This is a genomic window from Methylobacter sp., from assembly GCF_030680395.1.
Taxonomy (GTDB): domain Bacteria; phylum Pseudomonadota; class Gammaproteobacteria; order Methylococcales; family Methylomonadaceae; genus Methylobacter_A.
The window spans coordinates 1-19,981 of record NZ_JAUXVR010000046.1 but is presented as its reverse complement, the minus strand read 5'-3'; the positions used below and the strand labels follow the sequence as shown (position 1 = coordinate 19,981).

Genomic DNA, 19,981 nt, shown 5'->3' with positions numbered 1-19,981 from the left:
TTTCAATACGCATTTTTATTGATAAAACCGGTTAGCACCGTGCGCAGTGCAATTTCCAGATCGAACCATACCGACCAATGCTGGATGTAATACAAATCGTGCTCGATGCGCCGGTTTAAATCGGTATCCCCGCGCCAACCGTTGACTTGAGCCCAGCCGGTGATACCGGCCTTGACCATGTGCTTTTTCATGTAATTAGGCACCTGATCCTTGAAGACCTCGACAAAATCCGGGCGTTCTGGCCTGGGTCCGACCAAAGACATATCGCCGGTCAGTACATTGATCAGTTGCGGTAGTTCGTCAAGACTGGTTTTGCGCAAAAAGCCGCCAAACCGGGTTGCGCGTTTTTCGCCGGGCTTAGACCACACCGCGCCGGTTTTGGCCTCGGCGTCCACCGGCATCGAGCGGAACTTCAGCATCGTGAACGAACGGTTGTTCCAGCCGACCCGCTCTTGCCGGTAAAACACCGGGCCTTTTGAACTCAGCTTGACTCCGATAGCGATGACTAACAGCAACGGACTGATCAGCATCAACAGAATCAGCGCAAATAATCTATCCATAACCTCCTTGATATAGCGGTTAATGCCGTGCAACGGAGAAACCGAAAAATCCAGGGTCGGAATACCGGCCACCGTGTTCAAGCTGAGGAATTTACTTTGCTTGAACGCAAAACAGTCGATAACCAAGCGGATACTGACCGGCAGATGGCGTAATTGATATTGCGCGCGTTCGGCAAGCGATTCGCCGGGAAACGCAATCCATACTTCGTCTATGGATTCCTTGGTAACTATGTCAGCGAGCTCGTCCAATCCCCCAAGCCGAGGCAGCGAAAAATCACTCACCAAATGCCGATTTTCTGACCGGTCATCGATGTAGCCAATCACTTGCAAACCGGCCCAGGATGAATGATTCAACTGTCCGCTAACGGCAACGGCCATCTGGTTTAATCCGACCAGGACGATACGTCCCTGAGACCAGCCGCGAGCACGCAACCATTGCAACGTGTGGGAAAGCAGGCTACGGGCGGTCAATACGAATAACAATCCCAGCACCCACCAGGTGACGATCCACCGATAACTGGAGCCGAACCAGAAATGCAAACGAATCAACGCAACAATAGATATGACCAATACGATGGCCGATACCCAAGCCCTGACGATACGCGGAATTTCCCCGCGCATCGCATCATTCCGCCAGGGACGGTAAACCTGGCCGATTTCGAAAAAGATGATGGCCGCCAAAACACCGAGAGAGACTACTATCCGGTAATCCTGATCGATAACGAACTGGCGTAGCCAGAAATAATGAGAAACCCAAGCAGCGCCAATTAGCATGGCTATGTCGATAAACCGCAGCAACAGGATAACTGTGTGTCCATATTGCTTAAAGAGCCCGTTGAAGATATTACCTAGTCCGAGTGGCATATTCGTTAAACTCCTATTTTGTCTGCGCTCAATGATGAACGACGAAAAGCGTTCATCCCCAAAGTCATCGCGACCGACATTACGCGCAGGTCGCTACGTTTGGATAAAGATTACAGAGACAAGATGAGAGGAGACCTGTGGGTTTAATTAAAATCAGATGAAGATCAGACTGATTTCAGGTAAGCACTGATTGAATTCTTCGACAGACTCAGGACGAACGGTAAATTATTGATTCCGTTCGTGGTGAGAGCTTGTCGAATGAGATGAGCGGATTTACGCTGAGCTAAACAAGACTGACTGAGTACTGATAAGTCATTAAGCGAAGTCAATATCAGACAGGTCTTGGGGATATCTCATGATTTCCAGCTGCGAAGAAGTTAGAATTTTATCGGCATTTCGACATCCCGGCTGCCAGCAACCTGAAAAGTTATGCACGGGTATACCCATGAGCTGACCTAATAATGTATAGGCCGTGTTACTGTTGACATGAGCTAAACCAAGAATTCCAAAAGGCGTGTAAGGTACGTCAAGACTATTCAGATAAGGGAGAGCTTTAACTGCATTATCCCATCGGTCTAATACAGCATCTGAGCTTTCGGAAAACATCAGCTTTGATTTTTGACCGGCTTTTATGTAGTTCAAATCACAATTCGGGTTTAAGCCTAATAAGATGGCGCGAGAACCAAAATGATAAAATTTCAGCTTATCGCCAATAGTACCAATCGGTTTTATCCTGTTTTCAGTATTCGTTGCCAGTCCATGCAATTGACCTAAAACATTCCCTTTTTCATTTCTTAATACCCAAAAATCATGGGCTGCCAAGCCAATAATATCGTAAGCGCGCGCTTCAATTGAATACTTAATTTTAGACATACTGTATGTAAGCAATTAATGATGCTGGAATGAATTGTAGACTTTATTCTGACGTTAAAAATCAAAGGCCGTAAAGATAATGCTTCATTAATCTTTATTCGATTAACTCAAAGCCAGTAAATTTTGAAGCCTTTTATCGAACGCCAGCACGCTTTCACAATGATGTCCCTTAGCAGAATGAGCAATCAGCAAATCGACACGATCAAAGTTATTACTTTGTTTACTGACAAAATGACGAATTTTCCATACTTTTTACCAAGCGAGCTTACTGTTGAGAATATTACCTGCTGTGAACGGTGAATGGTTGGACTTCATTGCATTCAGCCCAACCTGCGGCCTACAAGGCTTATTCCACATAAGAAAATTCGTAATTCGGCAGTTTCTTAAATCCTTGTCAGGTATTTCAATTTTGATCTAGTGATAATAAAAAACAATGTTATGCGATAATTACACAAAGAATAAATGCTTCATGGCTCATAAAACAAAGGAAACTACATGTTCTCATTACAAACCATCTTCGGAAAAGGTGATAAATTCTACGGCTTGCTTGAAGCCAGTTCCGAGTCCGCAAGTTCGTCGGCTCGAGCGCTAATCGAATTATTAAGCGCACCTGTGTCTGAATTATCTTTGGAAAAATTTAAAGAAGCGCGCCGTCGGGAGAAAGATTTATTCGCACAAATTAGCGAAGAATTAGTCAATACTTTTGTTACTGTGCTCGAACGTGAAGATATCGAAGCGCTTAACAGTGCCCTCTACAAAATCCCTAAGGTCGTAGAAAAGTTTGCGGAGCGATATACGCTGGCGGTAGCTCGCATAGGCGATGTCGATTTTATTAGTCGTGCCGCTATGCTGGAACAGGCCTGCGAAGTTTTGGAACAAATGGTCGGATTGTTACGCCAGGGCATGGATCTGGATAAAATCAAAAAATTAAACGATCAGTTGCAAACTATTGAAGGTGAAGCTGATCGTCAAATCCTTGAATTGTATCGGGATGCTTACGCCAATGAGACCGATCCTATCCGTTATCTGGTAAAAATGAATTTGTTTGAAATCCTCGAAAAAGCGATTGATCGCTGCCGCGATGCGGGCAACGTCGTCTACCACATCATTTTAAAAAATTCATAAAAGGGTTGTCATGCTGACTTTGCTCCTGTTTGTCATCTTGGCAGCGCTGGTATTTGAGTTCATTAACGGGTTCCATGACACCGCGAACTCGATTGCTACGGTTGTTGCCACAAAAGTATTAACGCCGACGCAAGCCGTAATACTTGCAGCGATCACTAATTTAATCGGTGCGTTCTCGGGTACAGCCGTAGCCAAAACCATTTCGTCGGGACTGGTGGATACCAGTATGGTGACTGTCAGCTCCGAAGTTTTGATTTGCGCCCTGACCGGTGCAATTATCTGGAATCTTATTACTTGGGCATTAGGGTTGCCGTCTTCTTCAAGCCATGCCCTGATCGGCGGCTTGTGCGGTGCGGCTCTTGCGGCAGGAAACAATAATTTCGATGTTTTGATGTGGTCGAAAACCGCGGCAGTCTGGACGGAAAATAAAGGTTTACTTTGGAAAGTAGTGATTCCGATGGTCAGTTCGCCGATTGCCGGTTTTACCTTGGGCGTCATAATAATGGGCGGCCTGATGGCTATCATCAGCGGCATGAATTCCATGGGTGGCATAATGGCGCGAATAGCCCGTCCGAAATGGGTTAATGTTGCGTTCGGGAAAGCCCAGCTTTTGTCAGCCGGTTATATGGGATTCGCCCATGGCAGCAACGATGCGCAAAAAACCATGGGCATTATCGCCTTGGCGATTTTTGGCGCTAACAGCGCCGGTACGCTCGATCAATTACCGGCCTGGGCTGAGTTCTTACGGCCGGACGGAGGGGAAAAAGACATCGATACCTGGATTATTTTTGCTTGCGCTTTGATCATGGCGTCAGGCACTGCGGTAGGCGGCTGGCGTATTATCAAAACGCTCGGTCACAAAATGGTGAAATTACACCCGATAAACGGTTTTGCAGCGGAAACCAGTTCGGCGACCATTCTTCTGGCTGCGGCTCATTTCGGCATGCCGGTTTCCACGACGCATAGTATTTCAACCGCGATTATGGGTGTGGGCTTTGCGAAGAATCCTCACGCACTTAAGCTTTCCATCATCGAACGGATTGTTTGGGCCTGGGTTTTGACAATTCCGGCAGCGGGAGGTTTAGCCTGGGGAATGGTGAGTTTGCTAAGTCTGTTTCGTTAGCAAAAATAGGACATTTGGTCATAGTTATCCTGCATAATCAGCCAGTTCTCTGGGGAGCGGCCAAGGCTTTTGAAAGTCGGAGCGCCATTTCCGAGCTTACGCCGCTGTTACCTTTTAAAATACGGTTCAGCGTAGAAGGCGAAACGCCAAGTTTCGAGGAAAGTTGGCTACCCGTGATAGCGAACGGTTCCAGGTAGACGTCCCGAATGAACTCGCCTGGATGAGGTGGATTGTGCATAGCCATTAGCGATAATCCTCATAATCGAGAACCAAGGCATGACCGTCATGGAATTCAAACGTGACACGCCAGTTGCCATTTACCCAAACCGCATCGGTCATTGTCTGAGCCTTTCAACGCGGTAAGACATAATAATTGCGCAGGATGTTGAGATTCGCCACTTATAGGGAATCCAACCAGACTACCGCTCAGGTTCCGCTACTTGGCATGACTCCGTCAAATGGATTCAGCATTCCAACGTCCAAACAATGAGGCCAAGTTTAAGTGCGCGGGTTCTCCATCGATGCCAGAATATTTTTAATATTCTGTGCCGAATTGAAAATAAACAGTATTTCAACGACATCGTTTCTTACCCTATAAAAACTCACATAATTTTTATAGGGCAAACTCCTGATCTCGATTTTTGCTTCCATTTCTTCATAAACCTTACCCGCCAACGGAAAAACAGAGAGCGTTCCAGTTAACGACTCTACGATTTCTTCGATAAATGTTTCTGCCCGAACCGGACTATCCAAAGCGATGTATTCGGCTATATTAAGCAAGCATTGATCAGCGGTTTCAGTTAATACAATTTTATGTATTTTCATCAAAAAACTAACTAGCGGCTACTCTGCTAACCTGGCTCTTAACTTTGTCTTCAGATCGTTTATATGCTCCTGGCTGTATTCGGTTACACGGCCCGCTTCTACATCGGCGATTCCTGACATAATTCCATTATGGATGTCTTTTTTAAAGGCTTCGCTTACTTGAATCAAAGCTTCAACATCATGCATTGAAAAAAATATCCCTATTGGGCGCTCTCTTTTGGTAATCATTACCGGTTCTCTTTGCGCCGAATCCAAAAAGCTACCGAATGCGTTTTTTGCTTCTTTAGCCGAGATGGTTTTCATGTTCATAGTTCCTATGGTTAAGAATTACATAGCAGCCATTATAGCTACTTTGCAATAAATCCAAACGCATTTTCCGTATATATAACATAGGGAAATGCTGTGCAGTCGTCTCCTGAAAACGAACGGTTTTAAGCATCAATACCGCGTCAACAATTCATACTCGGAGCGCGCCAGCACATAAACCGGGCTGGCGGAGATTGGGATATCCGCGTATCCCGAAGCGTCAATCGTCAACTCTTGGATGCGCCCAACCACATCCACCAGCACCCAGGGTTTGCCGGGATCAAGCTGCTGCCGCCAATTGCCGGCTGCTTCATCGGTCCGCCAAATCATAAAGGTTTCGCCGAAATAAGCCGCCTGGATATTAGCGTCCTTGGTGTCGAAAGCTTGATAAGGCAAACCATCGATTAAGGCGCTCGCGGTATACGTGGCGGCCTCGCCGGGTTTGTGGCCCATCGAGTAATCCCAGATCCGGCCGTAAGCCAAATCGTATTCATGGCCTATGCAAAAAGCCAAGCCAAGGTAGTCGCTACGACTGTTGACCCAGGCGATCATTTTCGCGACCTGCTCGGCCTGCCAGCGGCGTCCGGTCAGGCCATGCATCGCCTTGGCGCCGGTTTCGCCCAGCCAGAACGGCAAGCTGTTTTTCCGGCCCAAACTGGCGTAAGCGGCCAGCACGCCCCGCTCATCCTCGTTTTCTCCATTACCGATGGGGCCTCCGAAACGCGGCGCTTGTTGGGGATAGGCATGGACGTCCCAGGCATCCTGATACTTATCCAGTCCTAGCTGCAACACCTGTTTGAACCACTGCCCTGCCCCCTCATTGCCGCCCGGCCGCACCAGACTGCCGCCGATGTAATGGGCGTCGTTGCGCTGCTTGTGCGCCTGTTCATATTCCCATTGGGCGCGTTGCACCCAATGCGCAGGCTCGCGCAGCTTTTGCCATTCAGCCTCCAGGCGAATGTCGATCTCGTTGGTCGATTTAAAAAACCGGGTAAATGCCGAAGTCGTGTTGATGAAGTTTTGACCGTCTGCCTGATTGTCGTTGAGCCAGCCGCTATCGCCCGAGGAGTCCGCGAACAAGACCAATCCGAGTTGCTTAGCCTGCTCCCACTTGACCCGATACTGCGGATCGAAGCCCGGATAGCTCCCATAGCTTTGGTAAATCCCCATCCGTTCCAGCCAGGAGAAATACCCGCCTTCCTGCTTGAAGCTCTTGTCACCATCGGCCAAAGCGTAATAGTCGTTGTTCCATAGCTTTTTCTTGTCCAGTCTATGCTTTTGCGCGACGGTTCCGCGCACGACTGAGAAGCCGTCGGCGTGATAGTTCATGATCAACTTGCCGTCCGGCGTATATAAGGAAGAATAAACGGCGTAGTAGCCGGGCTCGCTAATCTTACCGAAATCCACTTCGACTTCGCCGGGGAACAAGCCGCTTACTTCCTGAGCCGCGACCTCGGTACCGCTGTAATCAACCAGACGCAGGCGCAGTTTTGCCTGAAAGCGCGGTAACGGTACCGGTAAGCCGGTTTCTTCCAAAATAGGATGCCAGCGCATATCCACCCGCAATTTGAGCGCGTCGCCCGGATGCGGCAGATTGGCCGGAGCATCCACGAAGATCAGAGGCCGCAGTTTGGCGGCGATTCCGTTAAGCGCAAGATCGGCGTCGGGATCGATCAGTTGCGTCTTGACCGAATCCAGAGGCTTACCGGCAGGATCGGTGAATAAACCCGCAAAGTAAAAGCGCTGGCCTTGGTCATGCTGCATCACCAGCTTGACCAGCAGACTATGCCAGCCTTGCGACAGGTTCAGCGTGGCAAGTTGCGGCGCTTCGGAACGAGTTGACAACGCGGTAGCCACAAGTCCTTCGGTAGTCAGTCCGTGCAGCAGTTTTTTTATTTGCTCGCTCGAAGAAGATGAGAACCCGGCCGGAGGATTCGGGTCATCGCTCAATTTAAACGGTTGCCCATCCAGCCAACCGCCGGTTTTGATGCCGGATTGTTTCAGATGCAACAGCACCTGCGTGGGCTGATCGGCGTATAGGTACAACTGCGCATAACCGCTGCCGCGCGACCAGCCGTAGGAATGCCGGGTGCTGGCTTCGATGTCTGCGACGCCGTTGGCTTGCGTCGGTTCAATACGCCAAGACCGCATTTCACCGCCCATCATTTGCAGGCTGAGAAAGGGTTGATCGGGATTCGAACGCATCACGGTTTCGCTATCCAAACCGAAAACCGAAACGCCCGATAAGCCGTCCTGCAAACCGCCCACCAGCCATGCATCCGGGACACCTTTTTTAAGCGGCTTGGGTGGCGCATCCACTCCAACCGCCATCGGCGTCGGCATAAAGCCGACTTTGCCTGGATCGGCAAGAAATCCTGTTACATCCTGTTCGCTGTTGGGCGGTGCCAACACACCCAGAATACCGTAATGGTCGTCGGTCATCAGTACGGCTGGCAGTGTGGAAAGGTTCAAACTGCGGGCCAGAGCTTCGGCTTCCGGCCCTATCAGATAGGAGACCGACAGCTTTTCATAATCGGGTCGTGCGGCATCGGAAGCCAGCCCGCGAAACAGGATCTCATCTTTGCCGCCTTTGCCGTCGAGTACAGTCAGGCGGCGAGTCGCGGCAGGTACTGCCTTGGTCAGCGCTAAAAAGCGATTTCTGGCCTGGGCCTGAGCAGCGGTCATCCATTCGCCCAACGGCGTTTCCAGTTGTAGCAGGAAGGCGTCGAAAACTTTGGCTCCGTCAGCATTGCCGCTGTTGTTGATTTCCAGCCAGCGATCACCCGGCAACACGGTGACGGTAGCTGCGGCTTGCAACCACTGGTATTCCCAAGGCGTGGTGTTGGTCAGGGAAAAATCGCCGCGCGTCGCCAGTTCATCCGGCTTTGCCCCGGCCTTGACCGTGAAGTTTTGGCTAACCTGGGAAACCTCGCCGCCGCTTTTGTAGCGGGCATAAAATCGGTACTGTCCCGGAGCAATCGCCGGATTGAGCTCAAAACGAAATTTTGCGCTCCAGTTTCCGAAACCCTGATGAAAAACCTGAACCTCGTCCTTTTCGGTCAATAGCGACCCGGCACCGGAACCGGCAGTGGCTGCGCCGATTTGGACTTGCAGGGCCGGATCTTTTTCTGTTGTTGCAAGCGCGGGCGCATTGCCCAAGTCCAGCACCACCAGCGGCCTGTCAGCCGTGCCGCCTGTCGGCAGGGCTGACAATGGCGAGGCCAACAGGAAGGCGTCAAAAACCTTGGCGTCATGGCCCGCCCCACTATCCCGCACCTCAATGACGGCATCGTCGGCTTTAAGACTGACCGGCGATTCGGCGGCTATCCAGGCATAATCCCAACCTTTAGGCTTCATGGATAGTGTGGCGCGCAGCTCCAGCTTTGATGGATCAGGTCCGGCCCAGACTTCGAAAGATTGTACGCAAACATTGTGATCTCCACCCTGTCGCCACCGAGCCCAAAAGGTATAGGGCTTGGCCGGGAGACCGGGTTTGACCTTGAAACGAAAGCTGACGTTCCAGCTGCCGAAGCCGGGGTGCAAAGAGCTGACTTCATCTTTAGCGGTCTGAATCGAAGCATCTCCCTCATGGGCGTAAACTTCGCCGGTAAACACCCGCGTTGTCTTATCGCCTTCGCTAACCGACGGCGGTTCGCTGCCCAGTTCAAGCAGTAATGCAGGCCTCTCGACTGTGCTTTTTACTGGTAATCCGGCAACTACATCGGCGTTGGCAACAGACGTTCCGGTCAGCGCAACCAACACCGTCTGTAATACAAGAAGAAATAAGATCAATGGCTTCATGGCATGTGAAAGTTTTGAGGTGGACAAACTGATGAGCTCGCAACATGGTAATCGATGCGACACTTGTGTGTATAATAGCGGCTATCAAGTCGGGCTAACCAATAAATATATCAGATCTACGTTTGGGCTTTTCGATGTCAGAAATAGATTCCCTTGCCGCGCGACATCATGGATGGATTATTGTAGAAAGGATTACTTTTAACAATTAAACACGGAAATCCATGAAGGAGCTCATTCACAACTTTATTCTGGATACTTTCAGAAAACCGGATTTGTCGAAACTTTGGTCGAAACCTTGGTCGAATCAAAGGGAACGATTTATATCTCTTTGCGACCGGATAAAATTTAAAAATATTTTATCGTTAAAATCCCTTATCGTTCTAGGCTTTCTGATTGCCGTTATCCCACTTTTTTTGGCCGTTATGTACGCCGCTTTCGGCATGCGCGAAACCTCTGCATTGGGCAGGACCATCAATTCCGAAGTCTTCGAACAGACCAAGGCAATACGCCTGGTTTTGCAAAAGACTGCCGATATTGAACGAAAAGCCAGACTATTCGTGCTTCTGTCCGATCCGGCCGTACGCCAGCCTTACGAGCAACAATCGTATGAAAATACGCGGGCATCATTCAAACAAGCCTTGAGTGCGTTACTAAAACTGCACCTGGAAAACAAAATCGCACTGTTGGTCAACGAATTATCGGAAAAGGAAAATCTGATTTATCAACAGATCATTAGCTCGGCGAGCGAGAATAATCTCAAATTACCGGTCGATGAAGCGTTCCAGGGACTGCGTGAGTCCTCCTCCAGCCTTTCGCGTGAATTCGAGAGCTACGTTGATCATGAATTCAACGAATTACGTCAGCAATCGGAATCCCTTGAACAAGGGCTATTAGTCAAGGGCGCGGTTCTGTTAGTTATCTCGTTTATCTTCATCCTCATACTGCTGGCTATACTTTCGCGTTCAATGCGGCAACTGAATACCTGCATCCACCGTCTGGGTTCAGGAGAACTCGAAGAGCCGATCGAGATTACAGGCCCTTCGGATATGCGCTTTCTGGGCAATCGTCTTGAATGGCTACGCACTCATTTGATGGAGCTGGAGGTTTCGAAACAGCAGTTCATGCACAACGTAGCCCGCGAGATCGACCTGCCGTTGGAGAATATCCGGGAAAGCACGGAACTGCTGACAAACGAGGCGACTGGGGAACCGAACAGTGCACGACAGGAGATCGCACGACTACTCTGCAGCAATGTCGACAAGCTGAAAACAGTATCCGAGGAATTGGTTCGTTATAGTCAGATCAACGCGAAGCCTGAAATGAACCGTAAGGAAACCGTCAATATGCAATACTTGCTTGAATCGGTCATTGAGGATTTTCAAAGCCGTCTACAGACCAAGTCGATTAGCTTGAAAAAGCTGGTCAGGCCGGTCGAGATTTCCGGGATTCAAGACCAGCTGCGCAGCGTTATCGAGCAGTTAATGTCGAATGCAGTAAAATATTCTCCAACGGGCGGTGAAATACGCATCATGCTTCGCGATTCGGGCGCGCAACTGGAATTGGAAGTCGAAGATGAGGGTCCGGGTATTGAACCTAATGATCGCCCGCACGTATTCGAACCCTTTTTCCGTGGCAAGGCCGCCCAGTCCGGCGATAATATCGAAGGTCCGGGATTGGGGCTTGCCATTGTCAGAGAGTACGTCACCAACCATCAGGGCAAAGTCGATATTATCGATTCAAGACAAGATCAACATGGGGCCCGCTTCCGCGTTCAAATACCGCTAACCGGAAAGCCTAAAAAATAGGGAACAAAACTATCTATGCTGTCATTACTTTCTATTCGAAATATAAGTTTAGCGCTAAGCCTTTTGTTGCTGACCGGATGCGCCGAGTTCAATACCGGTTGGAACGACGGGTACCCGGACCGTTATAACGATCCCTATGCGCAATCGGACTTTGATGAGCTGCTGGCTTTCGGGGCCAACATGTCCAAAATATCACCTTCATCACGCGCCGATGTGTGCCGCACCTTACTAAAACGTCAAAAAAATCCTCCCGGACCCGGGATACACTTGCACCTGATGGTAGGGCGCCTGCTTTCCGATGCCTGCGGCGACATTCCCAAAATCCTGAACGGGGTAAGCTCTATCCCGCCAGGAGGTTTGCCCGATGAACGGATGCAGCGGCTTGTCGCTATTCATACCGAAACCTTAAAACGTTTACAAAACGTGTCGAGAAGAGTCGGCAGTCTGGAACACAAACAAAAATCGGTCCAATCTGTATTGGAATCGAAAGACGCAAGCAGCTCGAAGAAAAATGAAAACCGCCTACTGAGAGAAAAACTGGAAGCAATCAGATCCATGGAGAAACACCTGGACGAAAGCGGCGACGCAAATTAGCCCGTATGTTTCGTTTCCGCTTGGCTGTTGTCATCGTTGTTTCGTTCTGTTTTGTGTTGTTTTTAGGAATCGCACTGTATTGGGGTTCAAACCAGGTTGCCCGGTATTTTCAGCGCAGCCAGACGGCGTACGAGGCTTTCGATCATTATGAGCGCTTGTCCCAGGAGGCTTATCGCCACTTCAAACAGAGAATGGATAGGCTGATAACGGCCAGCCCGACTGCGGAAGCCGGTATGGAATCATCCAAACGTCGTCTCTACGAAGCGATGCAAAACCTTAGAAACACCGCAGTCGCAGAGAACCAGACTGAAGATTGGCAGGATAAACCCGCCGAACTGGAAAGAGTTGCCCATTTCACTGCTTTTCTGGACGCCAGCGAATATCGGTTCGACGAAGTGGAGCGCTTGCGTCAGCAGGGTAAGAATGAAATGGCAGTGCAGGCGCTGTCGAAATTTTCGGAAGAAGAAATCGACGGAAAATTCCAGCCACTGATCGATACCGCCATCAATGCTGAACGGAAAAAGGCCGGAAAAGCCAAGCGAGAACTGGAGGATTTGGTAGCTCAGTCGCGTTGGATCGCCATCCTGGCGTCATTGACTGCGGCAATATTTAGCCTCATGTCCGGGGCATTACTGCTTCGCGGCGTTAGAAAACCTATCGAAGCGCTGATGAAAGGTACCAACGAAATAGCCTCCGGTAATTTGGATTATCGTATTTCTTTGGATACCCGCGATGAATTCTCCTATCTCGCCAGCCACTTCAATCAAATGGCGCAGGAGTTGGAGCTTCAGCAAAATAAACTGCGCGAAGGACGTGCGGTCCTGGAGAACAGAGTGGCCGAACGTACTTTCGAACTTCATAACTTAAATGAAGAATTAAAACGCATGGACAACGAGCGCCGAGAGTTTTTAGCCGACATCAGCCATGAACTGCGCACCCCGATTACCGTCATCCGTGGGGAAGCGGAGGTAACGCTGCGGGGACAGGATCGCGAAGCCGAAGAATATAAGGATGCTTTACACCGCATCGTCGAACTGTCGATGCAATTGGGAAAATACGTCAACGATCTATTATTTCTGGCCCGTGCCGAAACCGCCAACCTCCAATTTGAATGGGATAACTTGGACTTGACTGAACTGGTTACAGCAGCCGCCGAGAATTTTCAAGTGATGGCCGAGGAAAACTCGAATTCTGTTTCCCTGAATGCGCCGACCGAACCGGTGTGGGTGCGCGGTGACAAGCAGCGGCTTCGACAGGTGCTGTTCATCCTTGGCGACAATGCTTGTCGATATTCTAACCCTGGAGGACATATTGCGGTCGCCTTACGGGTGGACGGAGAAATGGCACGTTTCAGTCTCACAGATCAAGGCATAGGCATACCCGAACAGGATTTGGAGCATATTTTCGATCGTCATTTTCGTAGCCGAAACGCCCTGGCTTCACGGGATGATGGAAAGGGGCTGGGCTTGCCGATGGCCAAGTCAATCCTGAAAGCACACGGCGGAAGCATTGAGGTGATCAGCATTGAAAATTCAGGCTCGACGTTCGCAGTAACGCTGCCGCTGATTTCGATAGAACAGGATGATGATCAGATAAATGAAAAATAACTTAACTACAATAATCTAATGGATACCGGTTATATGCGAGTTCTGCTAGTGGAAGACGATGAGCGGATTGTCGATTTTGTTCAGCGAGGGCTGAAGGCCGAAGGCTATGCCGTGGAGGTGGCCCGTAGCGGGCAGGATGCCATAGCGCTGGGTACCGCTGGCAAGTTCCAAGCCATTATTCTGGATCTGGGCTTGCCTGATATCAATGGCCGACAGGTTTGCGAGCGCTTGCGTGTCGCTGGCATCGGCACCCCGATTCTAATGTTGACGGCCAGAGACACGGTGCAGGATAAGGTGACCGGCTTGCGCTCGGGCGCCGATGATTATATGACCAAGCCTTTCGCATTTGAGGAACTGCTTGCTCGAATCGAGGCGCTGATGCGTCGCCGTAGCGGCGAGATCAAATTGGAATCCAAAGAACTGCAGGTAGCCGACCTCCTGTTGAACGGGGAAACCCATGAAGTAAGGCGTGGAGAAACGCTAATCGAACTAACGCCGAAGGAATTTGCCTTACTGGAATGCTTTATGCGCATGCCCGGCAAGGTGTTGAGCCGTACCCGGATTCTGGAGCAAGTATGGGGCTATAGCGCCGATCCATTGACCAATGTAGTGGACGTCTACATTCGCCAGTTGAGACGGAAAATCGACGACGATTATGAGCTAAAACTTCTTAAGACTGTCCGGGGATTCGGCTACAAAATGGATGTATCCTAAAAGAGCATGGGGTCTGTTGCATTAACTATCGAGCAGCGAATTCCAAAAAAGAAGTACTCGGTTGGCCTCCATAAAACGTATAGCTATTTTTACAGTCTCGACATCACATAAAAAACATGACCGCCAATTTGCCTGACAACATCCCCTGAGTATCTAGGCTTAGTACCGGTGTTCCAGCTATCAGAGTTCTGCACTATAGAATCCTTACCCCTCATAACCGATTTAGCTAATGCTGTATAATGAGATTTCAGATTGCGTGGTGGGGTTAATCGTGACACACCGGTTAGCTTACATATTGTCTTGCCGGTACGCTTGGCTCGATTAACCGTAGCTTGTCCTACAGCAATAGTGCCTTCGATAGATTCGCCTCTCGATTCTGCGAACATGATCCTGGCTAGACATCCTTCTTCGCTTGGTGGGGCTGATACTGGTAACAAGAATGCTATTGTTAGAATTAAATTGGTCATGGTGTAATTCCTCTATATTAGGTTTATTCATCACATGCCAAACCGACCAATATCCGGTTTGCCCGGTCATCGTTCGGCTAAAGTAGATGCTAGACTTTTTAAAATAAAAAGAAATAGGTGCGAATGCGTAAGCATCCAAGCGCCCTACTCTCTTGCTTTACTACGGCCTGATAACATGACCGTCAGCGTCCAGGAAAACAGTGAACAAATCCGCGTTCCGGCTACAGTTGCCGAAGAAGCCGGTTTTTTTAGAAACCCTTGCGTGGTTACCGGAAAAATATCAGGTAAGCCAACACGGGAACATCATGTCATGGTGAAACGCCAATTGACGGGAGTGGCCTTCAAATTACGCTCGTGCACGCTGGCTTCAATTTCAAGAGTAGCATGTCTTATTTGGGATAGATTGCGATAATCAGCTGTTTGATTCTACAGCCAGCTCAATTCTTTATGCGTTGATTTTTATGATAGTTTCTAAAGGTATGAGCAACGTGCTCTACCTAAAAAACCAAAAATATGACTGCTTAAACTATACTCGCACCTTTAATTTTATTGGTGGCGTTGGATTTTATTTTAAGTCAGGTGATGGTGATCGGAAGCATTGACGGTTTGATTTGATGCACAATTCAACCGTTGATTTCACTAACGGTTGAATTAATTCCTTAACAAAAAAGAACGGAATAACTGCACTCAATAAAAAGTGGCCGAATCAGGCGAGGACGAGTAATTGCAGGTCTTCTTGAGAATCCTGAATAGCTGATTTTAAGCACTTGCGGGCGCAACTGGCGCAACGACCGCAATCAACACTTACCCGTAAATCACGGCGTAAATCCCCGAGCGTTTTAGCTCCGTTTCTGGCAGCTTGATGAATCTCCCGATCCGTCACTGCCTGACAAACACATACATACATGAGACAGCCCTCTAAAATGCAATAGTACATAATTACTGAGAAGTATTCTCATTTAGTTTCGAGTATCTGTCAAGCCTGATTACGCCCTAAAAAACAAAAAATGCGACATGGGTCGAAGCTGTTCGACTGTGTTAATCGTCGCCTTGCTGCATATGCGCCTGTAAATAATTAGGCAAACTAACGTTCGCTATCAAGCTTTGCTGAGTTTCCAACCAATCTATGGCTTCTTCGCAGTGCTCCAGTAAGTCTTCCAGTAGATCCCGACTGACGTAGTCCTGTAATTCCTCACATAAAGCCACGGCTTTTATTAGCATTGGCCGCTGGGTATTTTTTTCATATTCCAGATCGCCGTTTAAGCATTCAATGACATTTTCGCCGATCAACAGCTTTCCGAGGTTTTGCAGATTGGGTAGCCCCTCCAGAAACAGGATACGCTCGATAATCTCATCAGCTTCTTTCATGACCCGGATCGATTGTTTATATTGGTAATCGTTAAGCTTCTCCAGCCCCCAATGACGAAACATGCGCGCATGCAAAAAGTACTGGTTAATTGAGGTTAGTTCGTTTTTGAGTATCTTGTTGAGGGTATCAATGATTTTTATATCGCCTTTCATATCGGTGTCCTTGTTAGTTTAAATACCCTGTTTCATTTGACTTTGCTGGTAGTTTTCCAGGCCCACGAGGTTGATCAGTCGCAACTGCTGTTCCAGCCAGTAGGCATGATCCATCTCTGTATCTTCCAGTTGCACCGCCAACATATCGCGGGTCACATAATCCTGAGCTTTTTCACAGGCGGCAATGGATTTTTTCAGCTCCCCGACCACATGATATTCGACGCCCAGATCGGCTTTTAGCATTTCCGGTACCGTGCTGCCTATAGTCAAGGCCTCACGTTTGACCAGATTGGGCGTGCCTTCCAGAAACAGGATACGTTGAATCAAGGCTCGGGCATGCTGGCGTTCATGCTCAGACTCATGCAGGCTTTTTTCTGCTAAATGGTTCAGTCCAAAATCGGAGTACATCTCTCCATGGATCAGGTATTGATCGGATGCGCTCAGCTCTCCGGCAAGTAAGCTGTTGAGAATTTCAAGAATATTCGTGTCGCCTTTCATAATGACCTCTTAAAGTGAGTCGGACGTAGGCTTATCGATAGCCTGCGGCGAGTTGGTAAGCATTCACAGGAATTTTATACTGCCCAGCCTAACCGTCAAATTAATCTTTCAAACTTGTTTAAAAAATTACCATTTTCCAGACACCATCCCATGTCTATTCCGCACCTTATCTAAAGCCGATATGCTTGCGCTTGAACAGGCTATTTGAGTTCGCCATGCATGCCGAAATGTTCGAAAAATAAACTGAATTGCAATGTATTTTAATTATATGAACGGTTCATGAACTTATTACCCTTCAAAAATGAAACAATCCATGCTTTTATAGTAGCATTGTCAACATTAAGCATCTTTACTATAGTTAAACCGTAGTACGAAAAACCTTTTCAACTTTAATGAGGACTTTCTCATGAGCGACTTTCATAAAGATATTTTAACAGGAACGCTATTTATGACCGGCCTGCTTGGCTTTGTTTCCGGTGAATTTACCGTTTCATCGGCGTTATTCGGAACAGCAGCCATTGCCAGCAATATTAACCTGTACCGTAAAAAGGTCAAATCCGGTCAATTATCATGCGACTGATTCATTCATCTGAATCGATTGTTCAAATGGCGACTTAAAGACTTTCAAGGTATGCTTGCCTTGAAAGTCTTCTTCCTGCGCAACATCGCTGTTTGGCCGTAACCGACCTCCCCAACGACCATCATCCAATAACGTTGAATGTTATTGGCAAAACATCTTGATCATCCTATTTCAATACGATGATTTCACACTGCTTTGTTTGTGCTTCCATACAAGTTACTGAACAGTCGGATCACAATAAAGATCATGGTTTGGGTGATTTCGATGGCAGGAACCCGGCTTGCATTTTCTAAAGCAAAGTCATCAATCGCCGCATTCATAAAATTGACCAAGCCCATCTGAACAGATTCTTCTAAAGATCGTTTCACAAACCGATCTTGAAGTTTCGACCTTATTTTTTCGTCCATGTGCCGATCTTTAGTCAACGCCTGTAATTCTGCGCCCAACAGCACCGCCTGTTTTTCCAGCTCCTCATGGTTCATATCGCTTTGAGATGGCAAGGAGCCAAAGGCTTTTTGAAAGATACAAAGCACATCGAAACAAAGGTCCATGAACAGATATGCCATCTCCTGATTCTCTTGGACGAGAATAGTTGGAAATATGCCGAAAAGGATTTCAGCCAAGGCTGGTTGTTCGAGCTGGAATTGCTCTATGATTTTTGCGCCGGTTTCTTCGTCTAAGCTTTTGGCGTAGTGGATAGCGTCAAACAACTCACGTTCGCTAAGTTCATGCATAATATTAATCTTCTGGTGTCAGTTGCTAATTTACCCTGAATTCGAGGTAAGAAAACGGTGAGCGAGTGTTTATATTTTACTTAAGACTTTGTTTATTAAAACAAATATAAACTGCATCGGGGAATTTTGATACACAGTATAACTGAACTCTTTTACCCAATGGGCGATTTCTGCCGTCTGTTTGAGCAGACTTGAGAACAGCATTTACCGACATCGGGTGCGAAAAAGCGCAGACGGCGGAGCACGTTGAGCCTGTCCGAGTTGATGTCCTTAGCTCCTGCGTTGTTCTCGATCACTGTTCCCGGTGCGATTCTACCTTCTGCATAACATAACTCACAAGGATGTGGCTAATGCAGAAGGTAGAGCAATGCAAGAGCAATTACCGAGGAGCAAATGTCCATCCAGGCAAAACCCGTACTCCCGTCATGTCATGGTTTCAACAGGCATAGGGCTACTTTAATGATTAATTGAATTTGAAAACCCGACTTTCCAGTACCGGACCCGCATCCACCAATGACGGACGCGGATCTGTCTTCCCTTAAAAGAGGTAATGTGCGCCCAAGCCGATATATTCCACTTTTTCTTTGTAAAACTGCCCGCTGGGAGAGAAGCCGTTATAGTATTCCGCAAGAATCTGAAGCTTTCGGCCTAATACCTGTAAGTTCTCAAACTCAACGCCCGCTCTGGCTGATACATCATAATTCCAGTTATTTTCTTCATGATTTTTGACATCAACTGCAATGACAGGCCGCATTGATGCCAACTCCATACGCCAAGGGCTACGAAATTCAAGGCCATATTGTGCCGACCATATCTTAAGCTCCGAAGGTTCTCTATGGAATAGCCCTCCTCCTCCCCCATATAAGCGTATGCCATAAGGAAACTCATAAGAGAGTTTGAGATCCACGCCTTCGTAACTGAGATTCACGCGCTCGAATTTAGTGTTTATCTTGCGCAACAGGAACTCGTCGCCAAGGTGGGAACTCTGATGATAAAGTCGACCAAAGGTTGAAAATTGTCCGGCTCGCAGGCTTGAATAGGCCGATACAATAAAATCGGTATTTACCAGATCACTCGATGAAGCATTCAGGTTGAAGTCGCTAAAGACTCCGGCTTGAAGTCCTGCCTCCCATTGCGCAGTAGATTGTCCAAAGTTACCGCGATAAATCGGTATCGTTTCGCCGAAGCTAACAGAAGCGATATCTCTGCCATCAAAATTATTGCTTTGGTAATTGCGGTAAGCGGCCGAAAAATGAGCCCAGCGCGGGTCTGCCAATAACGTCTTGAATAAATGGCCCGCAGGCAGAAGTCCTGTCGGTAAAATAATCGATTCAGTTGCTGATACCGTCTCATCAGGGGGTACACGGCCAGGCCTTGAGGTGTCGGTCATCAGCTGTTGACTGGTAACTTCCGATACTTTTACCGCATTAACGCCAGGGATTTCCGATAGCAGCTGTACCGCTTTGGCCCGGTCTCCGGTGTTCAGACTACCTGTCGGCAAAGTAATTACGCCATCCTTCACCACTAATGACCGCATATCAACCTTTAAACTTTGCTTTAACACGCCCGCGGCGTAACCGGCAATGTAAGCATCATCCGCAGGTATGGCATGAGCAAGGGATACAGGCAGTATAACGCCCAGAACAGTCATCAAGCGTAAATAAGCCATTACTATTTACCTTTTTTTACAATCAGCTCACTCTGGACTGATTTCACATGCTTCTGGCTGCCGACTACTTCCACCGCCCTGCTGATGCTTTGCTCGGAATCCGCTGTGCCGCTCAACGTCACCACGCCTTTGACGGTGGTCACCTCAATATGGGAGGCGTTCAGCAACGGGTCATTTAAAATCGCCGCCTTGACTTGCGTGGTAATCACCGAGTCGTCGACATACTCTCCGGCTGTTTGGGTCTTATCGGTGACCGATTCCTTGGCGGCTTCAATTTCTTTTTCAGCCTGGTCTTTCACTTGATCGATTTTTTGC

At 48.2% G+C, this 19,981-nt stretch carries 20 protein-coding genes; 7 read left to right on the top strand and 13 right to left on the bottom strand.

Translation table 11 applies throughout. The features are described from left to right. Positions 1–2 precede the first annotated feature (2 nt). Together Q8L79_RS19505 and Q8L79_RS19500 are read right to left on the bottom strand one after the other, a co-directional pair. Positions 3–1,424 carry an undecaprenyl-phosphate glucose phosphotransferase gene (locus Q8L79_RS19505; RefSeq protein WP_305274366.1) on the bottom strand — a complete coding sequence of 474 codons (1,422 nt, stop codon included), beginning with the start codon at positions 1,422–1,424 and terminating at the stop codon, positions 3–5. 315 nt (positions 1,425–1,739) lie between these two features. Beyond that, a complete protein-coding gene (locus Q8L79_RS19500; protein WP_305274365.1) occupies positions 1,740–2,297 on the bottom strand; it encodes a hypothetical protein in 558 nt (185 codons plus the stop codon). A gap of 495 nt (positions 2,298–2,792) precedes the next feature. Between Q8L79_RS19500 and Q8L79_RS19495 the strand changes: the two genes are divergently transcribed. After that, the gene (locus Q8L79_RS19495) at positions 2,793–3,422 is read left to right on the top strand and encodes a DUF47 domain-containing protein (RefSeq protein ID WP_305274364.1); all 630 of its coding nucleotides are present in this window, start codon (positions 2,793–2,795) and stop codon (positions 3,420–3,422) included. A 10-nt stretch (positions 3,423–3,432) separates the two neighbouring features. Further along, positions 3,433–4,545 carry an inorganic phosphate transporter gene (locus Q8L79_RS19490; protein ID WP_305274363.1) on the top strand — a complete coding sequence of 371 codons (1,113 nt, stop codon included), beginning with the start codon at positions 3,433–3,435 and terminating at the stop codon, positions 4,543–4,545. A gap of 37 nt (positions 4,546–4,582) precedes the next feature. Here Q8L79_RS19490 and Q8L79_RS20170 read toward each other — a convergent pair whose 3' ends face one another. The 4 genes from Q8L79_RS20170 to Q8L79_RS19475 all read right to left on the bottom strand — a co-directional run bounded on the left by Q8L79_RS20170 (position 4,583) and on the right by Q8L79_RS19475 (position 9,477). Then, positions 4,583–4,783 (bottom strand): HigA family addiction module antitoxin, encoded by a 201-nt coding sequence (locus Q8L79_RS20170; protein ID WP_370870061.1) that lies wholly within the window; start codon positions 4,781–4,783, stop codon positions 4,583–4,585. A gap of 260 nt (positions 4,784–5,043) precedes the next feature. Continuing rightward, positions 5,044–5,370, bottom strand: a complete 327-nt coding sequence (locus tag Q8L79_RS19485; protein ID WP_305274362.1) for a type II toxin-antitoxin system RelE/ParE family toxin — start codon at positions 5,368–5,370, stop codon at positions 5,044–5,046. 18 nt (positions 5,371–5,388) lie between these two features. Next, on the bottom strand, positions 5,389–5,673 hold the full coding sequence (locus Q8L79_RS19480) for a type II toxin-antitoxin system Phd/YefM family antitoxin (protein WP_305274361.1): 285 nt from the start codon (positions 5,671–5,673) through the stop codon (positions 5,389–5,391). A gap of 135 nt (positions 5,674–5,808) precedes the next feature. Further along, the gene (locus Q8L79_RS19475) at positions 5,809–9,477 is read right to left on the bottom strand and encodes a hypothetical protein (RefSeq protein ID WP_305274360.1); all 3,669 of its coding nucleotides are present in this window, start codon (positions 9,475–9,477) and stop codon (positions 5,809–5,811) included. Positions 9,478–9,698: 221 nt separating this feature from the next. Between Q8L79_RS19475 and Q8L79_RS19470 the strand changes: the two genes are divergently transcribed. From Q8L79_RS19470 to Q8L79_RS19455, 4 genes are read left to right on the top strand one after another with little or no spacing between them, the layout of a single operon-like run. Further along, positions 9,699–11,282, top strand: a complete 1,584-nt coding sequence (locus Q8L79_RS19470; RefSeq protein ID WP_305274359.1) for a cell wall metabolism sensor histidine kinase WalK — start codon at positions 9,699–9,701, stop codon at positions 11,280–11,282. Between the two features lie 15 nt (positions 11,283–11,297). Further along, positions 11,298–11,876, top strand: coding sequence for a hypothetical protein (locus tag Q8L79_RS19465; RefSeq protein ID WP_305274358.1), 579 nt, complete (start codon positions 11,298–11,300; stop codon positions 11,874–11,876). 5 nt (positions 11,877–11,881) lie between these two features. After that, on the top strand, positions 11,882–13,483 hold the full coding sequence (locus tag Q8L79_RS19460) for an ATP-binding protein (RefSeq protein WP_305274357.1): 1,602 nt from the start codon (positions 11,882–11,884) through the stop codon (positions 13,481–13,483). A 33-nt stretch (positions 13,484–13,516) separates the two neighbouring features. Beyond that, positions 13,517–14,197: a response regulator transcription factor gene (locus Q8L79_RS19455; RefSeq protein ID WP_305274356.1), complete on the top strand. Its 681-nt coding sequence runs from the start codon at positions 13,517–13,519 to the stop codon at positions 14,195–14,197. Positions 14,198–14,286: 89 nt separating this feature from the next. Here the strand turns inward: Q8L79_RS19455 and Q8L79_RS19450 are convergent, their stop codons facing one another. The 4 genes from Q8L79_RS19450 to bfr (Q8L79_RS19435) form a co-directional block, all read right to left on the bottom strand. Continuing rightward, a complete protein-coding gene (locus Q8L79_RS19450) occupies positions 14,287–14,664 on the bottom strand; it encodes a hypothetical protein (RefSeq protein ID WP_305274355.1) in 378 nt (125 codons plus the stop codon). 706 nt (positions 14,665–15,370) lie between these two features. Beyond that, positions 15,371–15,571 (bottom strand): bacterioferritin-associated ferredoxin, encoded by a 201-nt coding sequence (locus tag Q8L79_RS19445; RefSeq protein ID WP_305274354.1) that lies wholly within the window; start codon positions 15,569–15,571, stop codon positions 15,371–15,373. 131 nt (positions 15,572–15,702) lie between these two features. After that, positions 15,703–16,185, bottom strand: a complete 483-nt coding sequence (gene bfr / locus Q8L79_RS19440) for a bacterioferritin (protein WP_305274353.1) — start codon at positions 16,183–16,185, stop codon at positions 15,703–15,705. Between the two features lie 18 nt (positions 16,186–16,203). Next, positions 16,204–16,683, bottom strand: a complete 480-nt coding sequence (gene bfr / locus Q8L79_RS19435) for a bacterioferritin (protein ID WP_305274352.1) — start codon at positions 16,681–16,683, stop codon at positions 16,204–16,206. 406 nt (positions 16,684–17,089) lie between these two features. Here bfr (Q8L79_RS19435) and Q8L79_RS19430 point away from each other — a divergent pair, with 406 nt between their 5' ends. Next, complete coding sequence (locus tag Q8L79_RS19430) at positions 17,090–17,263, top strand: hypothetical protein (RefSeq protein WP_305274351.1); 174 nt, start codon at positions 17,090–17,092, stop codon at positions 17,261–17,263. Between the two features lie 185 nt (positions 17,264–17,448). Here Q8L79_RS19430 and Q8L79_RS19425 read toward each other — a convergent pair whose 3' ends face one another. The 3 genes from Q8L79_RS19425 to Q8L79_RS19415 form a co-directional block, all read right to left on the bottom strand. After that, positions 17,449–17,997, bottom strand: coding sequence for a hypothetical protein (locus Q8L79_RS19425; RefSeq protein WP_305274350.1), 549 nt, complete (start codon positions 17,995–17,997; stop codon positions 17,449–17,451). Positions 17,998–18,535: 538 nt separating this feature from the next. Beyond that, entirely contained in the window at positions 18,536–19,666 is a 1,131-nt protein-coding gene (locus tag Q8L79_RS19420; RefSeq protein WP_305274349.1) for a DUF1207 domain-containing protein, read from the bottom strand. Positions 19,667–19,668: 2 nt separating this feature from the next. Continuing rightward, positions 19,669–19,981, bottom strand: a 313-nt coding sequence (locus tag Q8L79_RS19415; RefSeq protein ID WP_305274348.1) for a BON domain-containing protein, incomplete at its 5' end; no start/stop codon positions are given.

Coding starts and splice junctions, on each gene's coding strand:
- Q8L79_RS19505 (WP_305274366.1), bottom strand. CDS start 1,424: ATGCCACTCGGACTAGGTAATATCTTCAACGGGCTCTTTAAGCAATAT.
- Q8L79_RS19500 (WP_305274365.1), bottom strand. CDS start 2,297: ATGTCTAAAATTAAGTATTCAATTGAAGCGCGCGCTTACGATATTATT.
- Q8L79_RS19495 (WP_305274364.1), top strand. CDS start 2,793: ATGTTCTCATTACAAACCATCTTCGGAAAAGGTGATAAATTCTACGGC.
- Q8L79_RS19490 (WP_305274363.1), top strand. CDS start 3,433: ATGCTGACTTTGCTCCTGTTTGTCATCTTGGCAGCGCTGGTATTTGAG.
- Q8L79_RS20170 (WP_370870061.1), bottom strand. CDS start 4,783: ATGCACAATCCACCTCATCCAGGCGAGTTCATTCGGGACGTCTACCTG.
- Q8L79_RS19485 (WP_305274362.1), bottom strand. CDS start 5,370: ATGAAAATACATAAAATTGTATTAACTGAAACCGCTGATCAATGCTTG.
- Q8L79_RS19480 (WP_305274361.1), bottom strand. CDS start 5,673: ATGAAAACCATCTCGGCTAAAGAAGCAAAAAACGCATTCGGTAGCTTT.
- Q8L79_RS19475 (WP_305274360.1), bottom strand. CDS start 9,477: ATGAAGCCATTGATCTTATTTCTTCTTGTATTACAGACGGTGTTGGTT.
- Q8L79_RS19470 (WP_305274359.1), top strand. CDS start 9,699: ATGAAGGAGCTCATTCACAACTTTATTCTGGATACTTTCAGAAAACCG.
- Q8L79_RS19465 (WP_305274358.1), top strand. CDS start 11,298: ATGCTGTCATTACTTTCTATTCGAAATATAAGTTTAGCGCTAAGCCTT.
- Q8L79_RS19460 (WP_305274357.1), top strand. CDS start 11,882: ATGTTTCGTTTCCGCTTGGCTGTTGTCATCGTTGTTTCGTTCTGTTTT.
- Q8L79_RS19455 (WP_305274356.1), top strand. CDS start 13,517: ATGCGAGTTCTGCTAGTGGAAGACGATGAGCGGATTGTCGATTTTGTT.
- Q8L79_RS19450 (WP_305274355.1), bottom strand. CDS start 14,664: ATGACCAATTTAATTCTAACAATAGCATTCTTGTTACCAGTATCAGCC.
- Q8L79_RS19445 (WP_305274354.1), bottom strand. CDS start 15,571: ATGTATGTATGTGTTTGTCAGGCAGTGACGGATCGGGAGATTCATCAA.
- bfr (WP_305274353.1), bottom strand. CDS start 16,185: ATGAAAGGCGATATAAAAATCATTGATACCCTCAACAAGATACTCAAA.
- bfr (WP_305274352.1), bottom strand. CDS start 16,683: ATGAAAGGCGACACGAATATTCTTGAAATTCTCAACAGCTTACTTGCC.
- Q8L79_RS19430 (WP_305274351.1), top strand. CDS start 17,090: ATGAGCGACTTTCATAAAGATATTTTAACAGGAACGCTATTTATGACC.
- Q8L79_RS19425 (WP_305274350.1), bottom strand. CDS start 17,997: ATGCATGAACTTAGCGAACGTGAGTTGTTTGACGCTATCCACTACGCC.
- Q8L79_RS19420 (WP_305274349.1), bottom strand. CDS start 19,666: ATGGCTTATTTACGCTTGATGACTGTTCTGGGCGTTATACTGCCTGTA.